Origin of the sequence: Agrobacterium sp. CMT1 (assembly GCF_037203725.1) — a bacterium.
In the GTDB taxonomy this organism is placed as follows: domain Bacteria; phylum Pseudomonadota; class Alphaproteobacteria; order Rhizobiales; family Rhizobiaceae; genus Agrobacterium; species Agrobacterium pusense.
Map to the genome: position 1 here is coordinate 71,334 of NZ_JBBCAR010000019.1, position 14,368 is coordinate 85,701.

The window sequence follows — 14,368 nt, forward strand, 5'->3', positions numbered from 1 at the left end:
AATCCTTTCAAGGCTAGATGTTGCCCGCTTGCTATCCGGCATTTGAGGGGAAGGTCGATCTATCTGTTGTGACGAAAACGGACCCGCATCAGAGCGAGTGGTCTTTCGTCCGAGCCGAACAGAGCGACATCATAACCCAACGGTCGCCTTCGAAAACTAATATCTGTCCACTCTCCCGGCTCCACATTTCCAAGATAGATTACATGTCGTGACGCAAGCATACCGATGTGCTTCTCGCCCGCTTGAAACAACGCGCGATCTGCCAAAGCGCTGTAGCTTGGAAAATAGAGAAGGCCGGCAGCATTGAAATCCGTCGCCGGACACGGGAGAACACGCTGCCTTTCCGGCAGGCTGGCACGCATGAAGACCTGGTTACGGATCTCGCGCGCGACGACTGACGAATGCTCCGCAACGCGGCGAATTGCGAGAGGGGCCTCTGGCGGCATCGCCAACGCCCGTGGGCTACGGCGGACGACCGAGCGATTAACGCCTGGCGCTGTGCGCCCCACGAACATCGAGACTAAAACCATCCGCCCCACCTCGACGCCATCTGCGCTGATTGTGAGAAGGGACGACAAGCGCCCATGACCGACGCGGTAGAGGTCTGCAGATAGGGTCAGCTCCCCGCCGAGACGAGGTAGCTCGGGCCTTGCGAGTTTGACGCTGGTTGCGCAGAAAGCTGCATAAAGCGGCTCGCCATCTGAGCAGGTAAAGACAGCCTCCCGCTGCCCCGCAGCTCGTGCGATAAGCTGCCAGTGCAAATCGCCGGCCCGTCGCTTGAGCCATTGCTCCGACAGGCCGCGATAGCCCATTTCCGCCATTCCGAGGACATGTCTTTCTTCAAGACCGGACGTCTGAGAGCGTGAGACAGTAAGGGTGCTCATGCCGCCAGCTTGTTCTTCTGATGGCCAACGATCTGCTCGGACAGATAGCGACTGTCCTCATCAATGCCCAGAAAGCGTCCAGATCCCCAAGTGTTCAGCCACCCAAGACCGATGAAGTACAGGCCGGGCACTTTGGTGACGCCCCGATTGAAAAGCGGTTTGCCGCGTTCGTCGGAACAATCGACCTTGAGCCACGAATAATCGGGCCGGAATCCGATCGCCCAGATGATCGACGTTATGCCCGCCTCCGCCAGATCAACTTCGGTGATTTCTTGAGCGGGACGCCAGACCTTTTCGAAAGGCGGTTCCTCTGGAACATCGATTGCCTGCGCGGCGATCCAGGCATCAATCTGCTTGCGTATACCCAGATAGCTCCGGTCAGCGTCATCGAGGTTCTTTTCGAGGTCGGGCAGGAATGTCATCATCGTGCCCGAGGCACCCGCGACAGATCCGTACAGCCGCACGCCCTCCAGTGCATATTTGCGCAGATCGATCTCCTTGCCGCCATCGCGCCCGGACATGTAATGGTTGGTCTGGGTCAAGGCTTTAATGGGATCGGGATGGGTATCGATCGTGACGGCATACGTTCCTGCATCGTAAAGCCAGTCGGTTGCGTCGCGCCCGCGGTATTTGCGCGGGCTGCGCGGAGCGGGCCCTACTGCCAGGTGCACTGGACGACCTTCCAGATGGAAATCGTCCATTATCTGCACGCCAGATTGCCCTGTGCCTACAATCAAGGTTCCGCCATCTGGCAGTTGCGACGGACGCCGGTAATCGCGCGAGTGCATCTGTAGGATAGAGGCGTCCAGATCTGCCGCGTAGGACGGCACGATTGGATTGTCATACCCGCCTGTCGCAACCACAACCTGATCTGCAGTCAAGGTGCCAGAGCTGGTCTCGATCCAGTATCCGCCGCCTTCGCGAGGGGAGACATGCGTGACGTCCACCCCTTCACGGACCGGCGGGTTGAAGCTTTCTGCAAAGCCATCCAGATAGTCTACGATCTCTTGCCTGAGCATGAAACCATCGGGATCCGTGCCTTTATAGTGCCAGCCAGGCAGGCGGCATTGCCAATTCGGTGTGACCAGACAGAAACTGTCCCAGCGATTGTTGCGCCAGCTTTCGAACTTACGGTGGCGCTCGAGAACGATGTGTTCGATTCCTTCCTTCATCAGATACCAACTGACCGAAAGGCCAGCCTGGCCGCCCCCGATGATGAGAACTGGTACGTGCGGTACGATGGTGTCGGTCATAACGAACCCTTTCATGACATCGAGAGACAGGTGACTTGAGAATCGGCAGGCTGGTTGGTGGCCGTGGCTTCGATCTGTGCGAGCTGATCGAGTGCTGAGGAGCAGGCGAAGCCGAATTTCGCTGCGACGCGGTCCGATGCCTCATTCAGACCAGTGCGGGCACGTTCGACAAATTCGGTCAGGGGATAGGTGCATCCAGCTTCGAGATGGCGCGTAATGGCGGTCGAAGGCGAGTAGCAGCTCTCCTCCGTCCCATCAGGCCATCTAATGGTGAAGCGTACTTCAGGCATGGGCGATCTCCTTTGCGAGCGCGATATAGGGGGCTGCCGCGTAGTCCCAGAACGTTGCCCGGGTGCCACCGCTCGTTAGATCGACCCGGGAACTGTCCGTTGCATGACCGATGGCAGCGGCGCTGATGCCCCGGGCAGCAAATATTGAGCAGACGTCGTCTGCCCGTTCCGGCCGGACCGAAAGGAGAAAGCCGAAGCTCGGAAAGCTGCGCAGCCAGCGGTCGACTGCAACACCTTCCGGAAGCGGGATGTCAGCCAACTCGATCTCGAAGCCGCAACGGGAAGATTCCGCCAGCATCAGGGCTGTGCCGACAATCCCGCCCTGACTGATGTCCTTTCCGGCGTCCACCAGACCGGCCTCGGCAAGCTCCGGCAGGATCTCGTAGTCGCGGCGCAGCCGTTCATGGGGCGCATCAAGGGCGGCGCACCAGTTGTCGAAACTTGGCCGATACTGCCCGCGATGATCGATGGCCGCGATAAGCAGATCTCCAGGGGCGGCTGCAAAGCTGGAAATCAGCTTCTTTGCACGTCCCATCACCGAAACGGCGAGATTCAGATCTTTGCTTCGGAGGTTCGTGTGGCCACCGACAATCGGCACGCCGTAGGCCATGGCGGCATCCCGTAGCCCGGTAAGCAGGGGCTCGGCAGACGCCGCGTCCGGTGCCCACACGGCATCGAGCAGCGCGGTCGCACGCCCTCCCATGGCAGCGATATCGGATAGATTGACCATCACGCCGCACCACCCGGCGAACCACGGATCGTCTTGCACGAACTGGGGCATGAAACCTTCCCCCGCCAGCAGATCCCAGGTGCCGTCCACGGCTGGAATTGCCGCGGCGTCGTCGCCAGGCATTCCCACCGTTCCGGCTGATATCGAAAGCGCTCGCGTCGTGCCTGCTATGTCAAGTTTGCTGCGGATCGAGGGGTGGGCTGCGAGTGCTGTCGCCAGGGCGGAGGGGTCCATTACGACCTCTGTGCTCTTGCTGACCAGCCGATGGCTGGGTCGCATATTGGGGGATAGTGATCGAGTGAAGCCAGCATGTGCATGTGGCGCACGCCATGCAGGTCGATCTCTCCTTGCGGCTCCCAATGCAGGCGTCGAAATAGGGGTACATTCTGAAGCTGGACATGGGCGTGAAACTCAGTGCACCCGAGGCCATTCGCGGTACTCACCGCCAACCGGATCAGCTCCCCACCCAGCCTTCCGACTTTGCGATATGCGGGAGCGACCGCAAGGCGCGAACCCCACCAGATGCGGGGTGCTGGTTCATGGATCCTGACAGTGCCCACGACCTCCGCAGGCTCAGCCGCCAATGTGGAGATTGCCACGAGCGGGATCGCTGTCTTGTCGATTTCGTCGCGGTCATCGCCGACGAATATGCGCTGCTCGTCGACAAACACCCGGTGCCGCAGACGAGATACACCCTGAAGTTCCCAAGGCTCGGATGCTGCCCGGATCAGGAACTCCGGGCTTATGAAGGCGGAGTGATCCATCAGGCTCATACGGGGATCCTCAGTTTCTCATAGGTCGAGAGGGCCGAGCAGGCGCCGCACTTGCCGCAGCCCGCCTTGATGTCGGACGCCTTCAGCCCACCGTCGATGACGATCTGAGACAAGGGCGCAAGAATGGAGGCCATGAAATCGGCCTTTGGTGCGGGATGGCTTTCGAGGGGAGTGCCGGAGATGGGGACGAAGGGGACGACGAATGGATAGACGCCCATGGCCACGAGCCGCGTCGACATGTCGAGGATGGCTTCACGCGTATCACCGAGACCCGCGAGGACATAGGTGGAGACCTGTCCTCGCCCAAACACTTTGACTGCGGCCTCGAAGCTGGAGAAGTATTTTTCGAGTGGAACGCTCGCTTTGCCCGGCATGATCCGCTCGCGGACTTCAGGCGTCACCGCTTCAAGGTGCATCCCCAATGCATCTGCACCGGCGTTCTTCATTCGCTCATGCCAGATATCGTCTTCCGGAGGCTCACACTGAACCTGTATGGGGAGATCCACGACCGCCTTCACGGCGCGGGCACTCTCCGCCAGCACGGCAGCGCCACGATCTTTGCCCGGCGGGGTGCCGGTGGTCATCACCATGTGCTTGACGCCGTCGAGTTCGACGGCTGCTTTCGCCACTTCCGCAAGCTGTGCCGGCGTCTTGTGCGCAACGGTCCGGCCGGCTGCCAAGCTTTGGCCGATCGAACAGAACTGACAGGTCTTCTTGCGGCTTTCGTAACGGATGCAGGTTTGCAGAATGGTCGTGGCAAGAACGTCGCGCGAATGAAGAACTGCGATCTTGTTGTAGGGGATGCCATCACTCGTCGTCAGATCGTAAAATCGCGGGCGATTGGGGAACCGAATTCGGGCGATTTCGGAGCCTTCCCTGGTGATGCGCGCGCGGCCATCGGCATCAGGTGCCTCCACCAGATAGGGACTGTCGAATGCAGGTGCGGTATGGACCGGCACCATGACGGTTGTGTCGCCGAAATTGACTGCCTTGTGATCCGAGGGTCCTGCGCCACCGCGCCTGCTCTCGTGGCCGGCGCGCGGATCGACGAGACGCATTCCACGTGTCTGGAGATCGTTGATGAGTTCCGGATCTATGGATTGTAATTCACGCATCCTGAGCCTCCTCAAATGGCTCGCTTTGCTCTGCCTCGGAAAAATCGTCTGAAAGGCCGATCTGCTCGCGTGCGCGTGCGGGCCTCGTGTCATGGACAAGGTGCAGCAGTTCGGGCCGTGCGTAGTGTCCGACCGAATCCATCATCCGCTTGCGCTTGGTAATGAGCCGCATGTCCAGATCGCCGATCAGGATGCCTTCGCCCGAGGTCAGCGGTGGCACGACATGGCGGCCTTCCGGGGTGATGATGCAGGTCATGCAGCCATCGCGCAGCCCCTTCTGCAAGGAGGGGTCGGGGTGAATGGAGGCGATCTGCTCCTCGCTCAGCCAGCCGGTGGCATTGACGACGAAACAGGCCGATTCCAGCGCGTGGTGGCGCATCGTGACTTCGATCTGCTCGCCGAATATCGGGCCGACCAGCGAGCCTGGGAAATGAGAGGCGTGAATTTCCTCATGCTGGGCCATCAGCGTATAGCGCGCCAGAGGATTGTAATGCTCCCAGCATGCCAAGGCACCCATGCGACCGACGGTAGTGTCGACAACCTTCAGACCGGCGCCATCGCCCTGGCCCCAGATCATCCGCTCGTGATAGGTCGGCGTGATCTTGCGGCGCTTGAGTTTCAGGCTGCCATCCGCGTCGAAGATCAGCTGGGTATTGTAAAGCGAGCCGTGGTCCCGTTCGTTCACGCCAAGAACGATGACGGCATTGCGCTTGCGCGCGGCGTCAGCGACAGCCCGCGTTTCCGCAGATGGTACCGTGACCGCCTCCTCATAAAGCCGCAGGTGCTCTGGGCCTTGCTGAACGGGTGGCAAAACGAAGCTGAAATAGGGATACCAGGGCACGAACGTCTCGGGAAATACGATCAGCTCCGCGCCTTTGTCAGCGGCTTCGGCGATCGCATTCAAGACCCGCTCGACGGTGCCGGCCCGCGACGTGAGGTCGGGTGCTATCTGGACGGCGGCGGCACGTACTGTTTTGGGCATGACTGGCTCCTTTGAGTAACACGGAACAGTGCACCCCGTTCGCTGTCGAGCGGGGTGCCAAGGTCAAATCAGACGGTCCATGTATCGATGATCAGGGCGTTGGCTTTCTTGTGCAGAAGCACGCAGTCCAGCACGTCCTGAGGTAGGATCGGGATGATGCCGGGGATCAGAGCCGGTTCGCCGTGCCCATAAAGAGCCTGAAGCGCGAAGCGACAGGCGTAGACCTTGCCGCCTTCCTTCATGAAGCGCTCGAGGTTCTTGTTAAAGTTCAGGTGACCGGGAAAGGCCTCGTCGCCGAGTTTGGGAAAACCTCGCTGGATCCCCAATGTCACGCCCGGACCGTAGAGAAGGATAGAAGTCTCGTAGCCTTTCCGCTGCAGGCGAATGGCATTGAGAATGTTCACAAGCCCGATGGAGCCTTCGAACGCCACCGTATGGAAGGTTACGAGCGCCTTATCACCGGGATCGGCCTTAACATCCTCGAAAACCTTGGACTCGTAATCGACAAAGAAATCACCATCCTTATGCGGCGGCTGCGTTACTTCAGGCATATCTGCATCTCCTTACGCGGGTTGATACAGAAACGATACGAACGAAATTGTATGAATCAATAAGCAGTTCATTGTGCATACAATATTTCTTTGATGAACCGTAATTCTGCATACGGAACATACGCTTTGCTCAATTAATAGCTCTAAAATCGGCGTTTATGCCCAATTTATGATCTCAGGTTCGTCGCCAAATCAACACTTGAATCCGCCTCATGCTATCCATACAATGTGAAACAATCAATATTTGAGGTAAGATGAAATGTTGAAGTGGCTCCCTGAACTTCGTCGTGACGGCAAGCCTCGTTATCTCCAGATTGCTGACGCGATCGAATTGGCGATCAAGCGAGGCGATATCGCCGCTGGTGATCGATTGCCGCCACAACGCAGGCTCGCCGAGCGTCTCAAGATAGACTTCACGACAGTCAGCCGCGCCTACGCCGAAGCGCATTCCAGACGTCTCGTGGAAAGCCACGTCGGAAGAGGTACCTTTGCACTCGGCCGCCCGAAAGAGGAGCATCGTATCGATCCGCGCCGCGCCGGGGACGAGGATCTGTCGATGAACATGCCTCCAGAGCCACAGGATCCGGAGCTCGTCGCGAGAATGCAAGAAGGACTGCAGACTGTTTCCGCAAACCTTATTTCCCTTCTCCGCTACCAGTCGACGACCGGCGGAGAACAAGATAAAGCCGCGGCATCGTCCTGGCTGTCGAAGAGGGGGATGGTGCCAAGTCTCGAGCGGATCGCGATCACCCCGGGAGCGCACGCGACGATGACAGCGCTTTTTTCGACGATGACGAGACCTGGCGATGTCATCCTGTGCGAGGCGGTGACGTATCCCGGTTTGCGGGCGATCGCAGCGCGCATGGGATTGCAACTCGTCGGAATTTCGACGGACGCTTCCGGCATTCTGCCGGACGCGCTTGACGCCGCCATCCACTTGCATCAACCGAAAGCGTTGTATCTCAATCCTACGGTCCATAATCCAACGACGCTGACCATTCCACGCGAGCGGCGAATGGAGATCGCCGAGGTTGTCCTGCGGCATAAACTGCCTTTGATAGAGGATGATGCATACGGCTTCATTCCCGCAACGGCGCCCGTACCTTTTGCTACGCTTGCTCCCGACCTCACCTGGCATATCGGCGGCCTCGCGAAATGCCTTGGAGCAGGTCTGCGCCTTGCCTACACAGTTTCCCCTAACGCCAGAGCCGCCTATTCACTGGCCCAGGCATTACGGGCCAGCGCTGTCATGCCGTCGCCAATATGCATGGCACTGGCGACGCGGTGGATCGAGGATGGTACGGCCGATGCCATTCGCCGGTTTGTCCGTGCGGAAAGCTCAGCCCGACATAAGATCGCCATCGAAGCGCTTCCTGACTTAGATGTCAGAGGCGAACCTGAGGCTTTCAGCATATGGCTAAAGCTGCCCAAGGGTTTCAGCAGGGCCGAACTCATGGGACGGATGGCCGGTCGTCATGTCGGGTTGATGCCATCAGACGCATTTACCGTGCTTGGCGCGCCTGACGAGCATGTCAGAGTGTGTCTGGGGGGCATCGTCAACCGTGAACAGCTGCGCGCCGGACTGCTGTTCATGGCAAACTCGCTCTCCGACGCTGGTTGGATGGGCTGAACCAGGCTCGCACCATCGTCACAGGGCGAAGCCTCGATCAAATTCTCCCAGCAGATTGATTGCGGCGAAAGCGGCGGCTGAGGAAAAGTTGACTGCAACCTCGTCACATCGTGCCGAGATACGCCGCCGATCCTGTAGGCAATAGAACATTCGTCGATGTTGGTTTTGGCTTTTTAGGCGGGCCTTTCAAAGGATAAAAGCGTCTGCGCTGTCGATAGGGCGTAGCATTCAACTAACGCTGCTCCCCGGAGTGATGGATGGCTTGTAGTGAAGGCACAGTCACCCAGTCCGCATCAGATATCGCGATAGTCCCGGGAGATCCAACTGGAAATCAGCGAAGAATAGGTCTCAGCAGCATCTTCCCAGACGAAGTGGCCGGCCCTCACTACAACGGCTCGGCAATGCGGCATGCTTTCCGCCAGAAACTGCCCGTTCGAAGGTGGAACGAATGGATCGTCTTTTCCCGAAACCACCAGGGTCGGCGTCCCTATTGTGGGCAGCAACTCGGCGAGACGGGGAAGGTCGCGAGGATAGGCGCGGACAAAATCCGCAACCTCGTTCCAGCGCTGTCCTTTGGATGACGCTCGGTAATCCTGCAGAATGATCTCGGGAATTGTCGTCCGCGCCATGGTCTTCACAAGCTGATATACTTGTTCACCGCCATCGGAGCCAGCGAAGTCGTCCCGCGAGGACTCAACAATCTGCCGCAAGGGCTCGCCCAGAAGATCCATACTAATGCCGCCGCTACCACCGAGGATACTTTCAAACCGTTCCGGATTGCTGCTCGCAGCGAAGAGCGCGGCAAGCGTGCCGACATCGGGCGCAATGACATGCGCTCGCTCGATGCCCAGTTCGTCCATCGTCCGGATGAGGAATCGGCCCATTGCCTCGGGCGACATAAGATCCGGACGACTCTCGGACATGCCAAAGCCTGGAAGATCGACGGCGGTGACGGGACCTATGCCACAGATCCGCGGCCACAGGACATTGAATGCATAAATGCTTTCTGGCCAGGGCGCCGTCATAAGTATCGGTAGTCCGTCCTGCGAAGCGAATCGTACCATTCGGATTTTCAAGCCACCGATCTCAGTGAACGAAGCATCTTTCGGCATCAACATGTGAGTAGTCATAACGGATGTCCCTTTTCGATATGCGAACCCCATACGGTCGCTTCCGTCATTGCGGACGACCAGATCATTGTGGTGGTCGCCAGTGTCAGCTGATTACGGTTTTTCCTGTTGCTCAGAGACGGCTGTTTCGAGTGCAGTTGCAGCTATCAGTGCGTCCTGTTCACCAAAGCCGCCGATTTAACCGGCAGCTCCAGTGACGTGTCCTTCCCGCTCGATGGCAAGGCCGCCGGGAAGAATGGCATACTTGCCGGCGCCGACATTCCCGACCGCAAATAGACTGGCGCGCGGTTGGATCAACGGGACAAATGCGGCGGAGGGTGCATGAAACGACCGGGCCGTCTCAGCCTCGCCCCGCGCCAGATCAAAGGCGCCAGGCCAGGCTTGATCCATGCGCCCTGGTGATCTGCTCTCCACCCCGATCGAGCACGACGATGGTCGCACGGATGCCGATCTCGGCCGCCTTGATTGCTGCTGCCATGATGGCTGCCTTGGCGGCGTCAAACTTACTTGGGGAACATACATCGCTGTTTTCTCAGAGGACGGAGAGCATTGCTATTGTAGGCTGGCGCTCAACGCAGCTTGATGTCGGAAAGGTCGATCGACACGACGAGAGGCTCGGGACGCGATTGACCGTCGGGCTGGCGCGGAAAGATGCGCCGCTCGGTTGGGAATCTGATTCCCGAAACCGTCGTATAGCCGGCGATGTAGTGCGCGCCGGGCGTGTTACCGGCGATTTCGACATCATAGTCGTGGCGCTTCAGCAAGCCGTCCACATCGACATAAAGTGTCTGTAGGGCGCTGTGGGTCGCGATCTCCTTCGGGAAGGTCACCTTCAGGCGCTGCCAGGTCTCGCCATTTTCGTCCCAGTCTGCCAGCTGCTCGCTAACGACGCCGGGTGCGGCCAGCAGGAACGGTATGTTAAGATAGGTCCACATCGCAATCCCGGCAAAATAGGCAAGCTGCGGCTCCGTCCACGGCGTCTCGAGCGTGTGGCCGGCGAAGGAGTCACGCGGCGCATCGAGTTCCTCAAGCACCCGGCCCGTGCTGTCCTTGATCTCGACCTTGTCGGGCCGGAAAAAAGTGACGTTGCCGTCGGCGCCGAACGGATGGTGTGAAGCCCATTCATCGCCGAGCCCGACCGTGACATCGGTCTCGTCGAGCTTGCCGCCCTGGCCCTTGAGGTGCCAGAGCGCACCACCCTGCTTTAGATGAGCGGTCAGGCTGGAGAATGTCTTCCATGTGTCAAGGCCGCCATGGGCATCGATGATTTTCTGCGCGAGGGTAATCATAGACGAGGTCCTTTGGAATCTGGTGCGGGCGTCCGTTCAAGCGTCGAGGAAGGTCCGGACGTGAGCAACGAAGGTGTCGGCATACTGGAACAGGGCGCCATGGCCGGAGTCGGGATAGATGATCAGCGTACCGCTGCTCATATGCTTGAACATCTCGTAGGCGTTGATTGAAGGAAACATGGTGTCGTCGCTGCCATGAACGATGAGGGTGGGCTGACGAATTGCCCTCAGTGTTGCATGTCCGTCATCCTTGTTTGCGCACCATGCGATGATCGCAGCCGCCTGCGGATTGCTGACGGCTTCACCGCTTTCCGGGTCCCGGTTTTGTATTCGCGCGATTGTCCGGTCGACAAAGGCTGCCCCGGCTTCCTGACTTGCCTCGCTTGGCGTGAAGAAGAGAGGAAGGCGCACGTCGCGGGCGTTCTTCGAGAATGCCTCTCCCACCACCTCAAGGAGATGTTCCTCTCCGCCTCTGGGGGCAGAGCCGGCGACGATGAGCTTGCGGACCTTGACCACCGAACGGGTGGCGATCACCTGAGCGAGAAAGCCGCCGAGCGAGAACCCGAGAAGATCGACTTCGCTCAGGCCAAGCGCCACCATGAAGTTCTCCGCATCGGCGGACATCTGCTCGATGGTATCGGGCACGGTGCCAGTCGATGTACCGACGCCCGCATTGTTGAATAGGATGACCGGGCGGTCCGCGGCCAGTGCTTTGACGACGCGTGGATCCCAGGCGTCCATGGTGCCGGTAAAATGCTGGAGGAAGACCAGCGGGATACCGCTTTCGGGTCCGAGCTTGCGATAGGCGAAACGGATGCCGCCTGTTTCAACATAGAGGGTCGGCGCGGTCTGGAGGGTTGTGCTCATGATCTGGTCCTTCTGCGGTCATCCGCGACCGAGGCATGGATGGTTGGGGGGACGATAGCGTTGGGCAGAGCCGTTCGAAATGAGAAGACGGCGTTCGGGACGCCCCTCGATATGACGGTGCCATGTGGAGGGGCAGGGAGCATCACTTGAGGGCCGGAAAATCGACAGTGGTGTCGTTGACGCGGTTGAAGACGTTGGTGAAAGTGATGATGGCAATCGCCAGGGCGATTTCGACAACGGCCTCGTCCGGAAAGCCAGCGGCGCGTAACGCATGGAGCTCAGCCTGGTCAATTGTTCCGCTGCTCTCCTGAACGACACGGACAAACCGGACCAGTGCATCGCGGCGTGCATCACCCGTCGGTTCCAGCGCCCGGATTGCGCGCACCGTGTCGACGGGAATGCCGGACGCCCTCCCGGCAAGGCTATGGGCCGCCACACAATAATCGCAGCCGGCAATCGTGCTGACCACGAGCTTGACAGTTTCGCGGTCCTGGGCTGACAGCGCGCCGCGCGCAAGTGCAGCGTCGGCTGAGAGCATTGCCTGCAGGGCTGGCGTATTCAGGGCGCCGATGGCGGCATAGGCATTAGGCACCATGCCGACGGATTTGCGGATCGCCGCAAAGACTTCGGCCGTTTCGCCGGAGGCAGCGGCGGCGGCGGGTGTATCGATACGAGAGGGCATTTGGTTGCTCCTATTGAGTTGGTTTCCGAGGCGATCAATCGCGGTTGGAAGAGGATGATTCAGTGAATTGGGCGTGGCCGGAGCGGTAGCGCCTATTGCGGATTGGTTTTTTGGGAGGCCGAGGCGTTCAGGGCTACAGCGATCAGTTCTGCTGCCGCAGCCAGCGCGCCGATGCCCCAGATGGCGCCCATGCCGAGTACGGTCGCGCCGAGCGCGCTTCCGACGGAGAACCCGAAGTACATTGTCGATGTATTGAGTGCCAAGGCGACGGGCGCTTGAGATGGTGGTCCGGCTCCGATCAGCCGCGACATTTGTGCCGGAAAGAACGACCAGACGGTAAAGCCCCAGAGAACAACGGCACTGAGCACGGGGATCAGCGAGAATGTTGGCGGCAGGCCAGAAGCTATTGCGAGTACCAAGAAGGACAGTCCCAACAGACCGAGCGACCAGTGCACAACGCGGTTCGCGCCGAAGCGGTCGTTCAGGATCCCTCCGGTCATCACGCCGGCTGCGGCTGACAGTCCCCAGAGTGAAACAGTCGCGGTAATTGCCATCGGCCCGAAGGAGAGCACGGCGATGAGATATTCGGCGATATAGGGATAGGCGGCAAAAGCACCGATTGACCAGAAGAGGCTGATGGCCAGCAGTCGCAGAACCGGACGCTGACGGATCACGAGGACACGATCCCTCAGGCTTGCAACCCCTATTCCTTGGCCGGCCTCGCGCGAAATCCCTCCAAGGATGCCGGCAATCGCGCTGACGCTCATGGCGCCCACCAGCAGGAAGGTTGCCCGCCATCCAAAAGCATGGCCGATCAGACCGCCCAGCGGCAAGCCAAGTGCGATGGCCAAGGTCTGGCCAGCACTGACGATGGCGAGCGCCCGACCGCGCATTTCCGGGGCCACGATGACGCCGGCAAGACCATTTGCGGCTGGCACATAGAGGCCCGCACCGATGGCCATAAGAATCCGCGCGCCCATCAGCACGGCGAAGGAAGACGAGATCGCCGCAACGAGGTTGCCGATGGCAAAGATCGACATAGCGATCAGCAGTACCTTTCGCCGCCGCAGCCTGCCGGTTGTAACGGTGGTGATCGGTGAGGATACGGCCAGTACCAAGGTGAACACGACAACCAAGAGGGCCACCGTCGGTACAGCCATCCGGAAATCTTCAGCCATGACCGGCAGCAGGGGCGCAATCATGAAGCCCTCGGTACCGATGGCGAAGGTCCCAAGTGCAAGGAACCCTGCCGGAACCAGTGCGGCATGGGATGTTTGGGTGAGCGACAGGGACATTAGGGAAATCTTTCTGAAGCGGAGCCTAAAATTCGCTCAGGCTCCGGTGCTACGACAGATGTCAAACGGGGATCGGGTTTGCGGCAATCTGGGCGTTGAAGCCGTTTACCAGCACATGTTCATTAAGGCCGGGATTGTCTCGCAGGGCGCGGATACCCTCCACGAAGACTTCCGGCGCCTCGGTCGCAAGACCATTCATGGTTTCTGCGATGAAGGCATCCAGCGGCATGGCGCGCGGATCGCCGCTCTTCTTGATAAGATCGGTATCCACCCAGGGCGGCGCGATTTCCTGCACCGTCACACTTGTATCCCTCAGCATGAAGCGCTGCGACAGGGCGTAGGAATGCAGTGCGGCTTTCGATGCCGAATAGACTGCATTGGTGGCGATCGGCACATAGGCGAGGACCGAGGTGTTGTGGATGATCGTCGCTCGCGGCTGAGCCTTGAGATGCTCGATCAACGCGGACGTCAAGCGGATCGGACCGAGCAGGTTTGTGTCCAGAATGCGGCGCGATGTGGCATCATCAATGCGGTTCGCAGGATCGTCGAACGGCATGATACCGGCATTGTTGATCAGGACGTTCAAGGTGGGGTAGTCGCGGATCAGTTGCGCGGCGACACGGTCGATGTCGGCCGCATCGGAGATATCGAGCTCCACACCGTCAATGCCGGGATGGGCGGAGCCCACCTCGTCAAGCAACGCCTTTCGCCGGCCGGCGATGATGACCTTGTTGCCGAGCCGATGGAAGGCCTCGGCGAGCGCCCGGCCAATGCCTGAGGTCCCGCCGGTAATGAAGATTGTGTTGCCGGTCATTTGCATGGGATCGTCCTTTCTGCTGCGCCACCGTGGCGCTTTCGGTGAGCCCAATATGCTTGCCAGATCTCTAGTCTCAAATG

16 protein-coding genes are annotated in these 14,368 nt (G+C 59.5%); 1 reads left to right on the plus strand and 15 read right to left on the minus strand.

Going from position 1 to position 14,368, the window contains the following annotated elements; translation table 11 throughout:
- Positions 1-59 precede the first annotated feature (59 nt).
- The 8 genes from WA845_RS23330 to WA845_RS23365 form a co-directional block, all read right to left on the minus strand.
- Positions 60-884 (minus strand): Pnap_2097 family protein, encoded by an 825-nt coding sequence (locus WA845_RS23330; protein WP_337322648.1) that lies wholly within the window; start codon positions 882-884, stop codon positions 60-62.
- Complete coding sequence (locus WA845_RS23335; protein WP_337322649.1) at positions 881-2,137, minus strand: MSMEG_0569 family flavin-dependent oxidoreductase; 1,257 nt, start codon at positions 2,135-2,137, stop codon at positions 881-883. Before WA845_RS23335 ends, WA845_RS23330 begins: the two co-directional genes overlap by 4 nt.
- A gap of 11 nt (positions 2,138-2,148) precedes the next feature.
- Positions 2,149-2,427: an MSMEG_0570 family nitrogen starvation response protein gene (locus WA845_RS23340; RefSeq protein ID WP_337322650.1), complete on the minus strand. Its 279-nt coding sequence runs from the start codon at positions 2,425-2,427 to the stop codon at positions 2,149-2,151.
- Positions 2,420-3,391: a sll0787 family AIR synthase-like protein gene (locus tag WA845_RS23345; protein ID WP_337322651.1), complete on the minus strand. Its 972-nt coding sequence runs from the start codon at positions 3,389-3,391 to the stop codon at positions 2,420-2,422. The genes WA845_RS23340 and WA845_RS23345 overlap by 8 nt, the downstream gene beginning before the upstream one ends.
- The gene (locus WA845_RS23350; RefSeq protein WP_337322652.1) at positions 3,391-3,930 is read right to left on the minus strand and encodes an MSMEG_0567/Sll0786 family nitrogen starvation N-acetyltransferase; all 540 of its coding nucleotides are present in this window, start codon (positions 3,928-3,930) and stop codon (positions 3,391-3,393) included. Before WA845_RS23350 ends, WA845_RS23345 begins: the two co-directional genes overlap by 1 nt.
- A complete protein-coding gene (locus WA845_RS23355) occupies positions 3,927-5,045 on the minus strand; it encodes an MSMEG_0568 family radical SAM protein (RefSeq protein WP_337322653.1) in 1,119 nt (372 codons plus the stop codon). The genes WA845_RS23350 and WA845_RS23355 overlap by 4 nt, the downstream gene beginning before the upstream one ends.
- On the minus strand, positions 5,038-6,027 hold the full coding sequence (locus WA845_RS23360; RefSeq protein ID WP_337322654.1) for a Nit6803 family nitrilase: 990 nt from the start codon (positions 6,025-6,027) through the stop codon (positions 5,038-5,040). The genes WA845_RS23355 and WA845_RS23360 overlap by 8 nt, the downstream gene beginning before the upstream one ends.
- A gap of 68 nt (positions 6,028-6,095) precedes the next feature.
- The gene (locus WA845_RS23365; RefSeq protein WP_144579084.1) at positions 6,096-6,578 is read right to left on the minus strand and encodes an MSMEG_0572/Sll0783 family nitrogen starvation response protein; all 483 of its coding nucleotides are present in this window, start codon (positions 6,576-6,578) and stop codon (positions 6,096-6,098) included.
- A gap of 259 nt (positions 6,579-6,837) precedes the next feature.
- On the opposite strand from WA845_RS23365, the gene WA845_RS23370 reads away from it, so the two are divergent.
- Entirely contained in the window at positions 6,838-8,208 is a 1,371-nt protein-coding gene (locus WA845_RS23370) for an aminotransferase-like domain-containing protein (protein ID WP_337322655.1), read from the plus strand.
- 293 nt (positions 8,209-8,501) lie between these two features.
- On the opposite strand, the gene WA845_RS23375 is transcribed toward WA845_RS23370, so the two are convergent.
- The 7 genes from WA845_RS23375 to WA845_RS23405 form a co-directional block, all read right to left on the minus strand.
- Positions 8,502-9,338: an alpha/beta fold hydrolase gene (locus WA845_RS23375; protein ID WP_337322656.1), complete on the minus strand. Its 837-nt coding sequence runs from the start codon at positions 9,336-9,338 to the stop codon at positions 8,502-8,504.
- A 177-nt stretch (positions 9,339-9,515) separates the two neighbouring features.
- Positions 9,516-9,728: a heme-binding protein gene (locus WA845_RS23380; RefSeq protein ID WP_337322657.1), complete on the minus strand. Its 213-nt coding sequence runs from the start codon at positions 9,726-9,728 to the stop codon at positions 9,516-9,518.
- A gap of 179 nt (positions 9,729-9,907) precedes the next feature.
- On the minus strand, positions 9,908-10,627 hold the full coding sequence (locus WA845_RS23385) for a hypothetical protein (RefSeq protein WP_337322658.1): 720 nt from the start codon (positions 10,625-10,627) through the stop codon (positions 9,908-9,910).
- A gap of 36 nt (positions 10,628-10,663) precedes the next feature.
- Entirely contained in the window at positions 10,664-11,494 is an 831-nt protein-coding gene (locus tag WA845_RS23390) for an alpha/beta fold hydrolase (protein ID WP_337322659.1), read from the minus strand.
- 142 nt (positions 11,495-11,636) lie between these two features.
- Positions 11,637-12,176, minus strand: coding sequence for a carboxymuconolactone decarboxylase family protein (locus WA845_RS23395; protein ID WP_337322660.1), 540 nt, complete (start codon positions 12,174-12,176; stop codon positions 11,637-11,639).
- A 92-nt stretch (positions 12,177-12,268) separates the two neighbouring features.
- Entirely contained in the window at positions 12,269-13,471 is a 1,203-nt protein-coding gene (locus WA845_RS23400) for an MFS transporter (RefSeq protein WP_337322661.1), read from the minus strand.
- A 61-nt stretch (positions 13,472-13,532) separates the two neighbouring features.
- Complete coding sequence (locus tag WA845_RS23405; RefSeq protein WP_337322662.1) at positions 13,533-14,291, minus strand: SDR family oxidoreductase; 759 nt, start codon at positions 14,289-14,291, stop codon at positions 13,533-13,535.
- Positions 14,292-14,368 lie beyond the last annotated feature (77 nt).

Bases quoted from the DNA above. Each gene is read 5' to 3' on its own strand.
- WA845_RS23335 (WP_337322649.1), bottom strand. From the start codon at position 2,137: ATGACCGACACCATCGTACCGCACGTACCAGTTCTCATCATCGGGGGC.
- WA845_RS23340 (WP_337322650.1), bottom strand. From the start codon at position 2,427: ATGCCTGAAGTACGCTTCACCATTAGATGGCCTGATGGGACGGAGGAG.
- WA845_RS23380 (WP_337322657.1), bottom strand. From the start codon at position 9,728: ATGGATCAAGCCTGGCCTGGCGCCTTTGATCTGGCGCGGGGCGAGGCT.
- WA845_RS23365 (WP_144579084.1), bottom strand. From the start codon at position 6,578: ATGCCTGAAGTAACGCAGCCGCCGCATAAGGATGGTGATTTCTTTGTC.
- WA845_RS23370 (WP_337322655.1), top strand. From the start codon at position 6,838: ATGTTGAAGTGGCTCCCTGAACTTCGTCGTGACGGCAAGCCTCGTTAT.
- WA845_RS23345 (WP_337322651.1), bottom strand. From the start codon at position 3,391: ATGGACCCCTCCGCCCTGGCGACAGCACTCGCAGCCCACCCCTCGATC.
- WA845_RS23385 (WP_337322658.1), bottom strand. From the start codon at position 10,627: ATGATTACCCTCGCGCAGAAAATCATCGATGCCCATGGCGGCCTTGAC.
- WA845_RS23375 (WP_337322656.1), bottom strand. From the start codon at position 9,338: ATGACTACTCACATGTTGATGCCGAAAGATGCTTCGTTCACTGAGATC.
- WA845_RS23390 (WP_337322659.1), bottom strand. From the start codon at position 11,494: ATGAGCACAACCCTCCAGACCGCGCCGACCCTCTATGTTGAAACAGGC.
- WA845_RS23350 (WP_337322652.1), bottom strand. From the start codon at position 3,930: ATGAGCCTGATGGATCACTCCGCCTTCATAAGCCCGGAGTTCCTGATC.
- WA845_RS23355 (WP_337322653.1), bottom strand. From the start codon at position 5,045: ATGCGTGAATTACAATCCATAGATCCGGAACTCATCAACGATCTCCAG.
- WA845_RS23400 (WP_337322661.1), bottom strand. From the start codon at position 13,471: ATGTCCCTGTCGCTCACCCAAACATCCCATGCCGCACTGGTTCCGGCA.
- WA845_RS23330 (WP_337322648.1), bottom strand. From the start codon at position 884: ATGAGCACCCTTACTGTCTCACGCTCTCAGACGTCCGGTCTTGAAGAA.
- WA845_RS23395 (WP_337322660.1), bottom strand. From the start codon at position 12,176: ATGCCCTCTCGTATCGATACACCCGCCGCCGCCGCTGCCTCCGGCGAA.
- WA845_RS23405 (WP_337322662.1), bottom strand. From the start codon at position 14,291: ATGCAAATGACCGGCAACACAATCTTCATTACCGGCGGGACCTCAGGC.
- WA845_RS23360 (WP_337322654.1), bottom strand. From the start codon at position 6,027: ATGCCCAAAACAGTACGTGCCGCCGCCGTCCAGATAGCACCCGACCTC.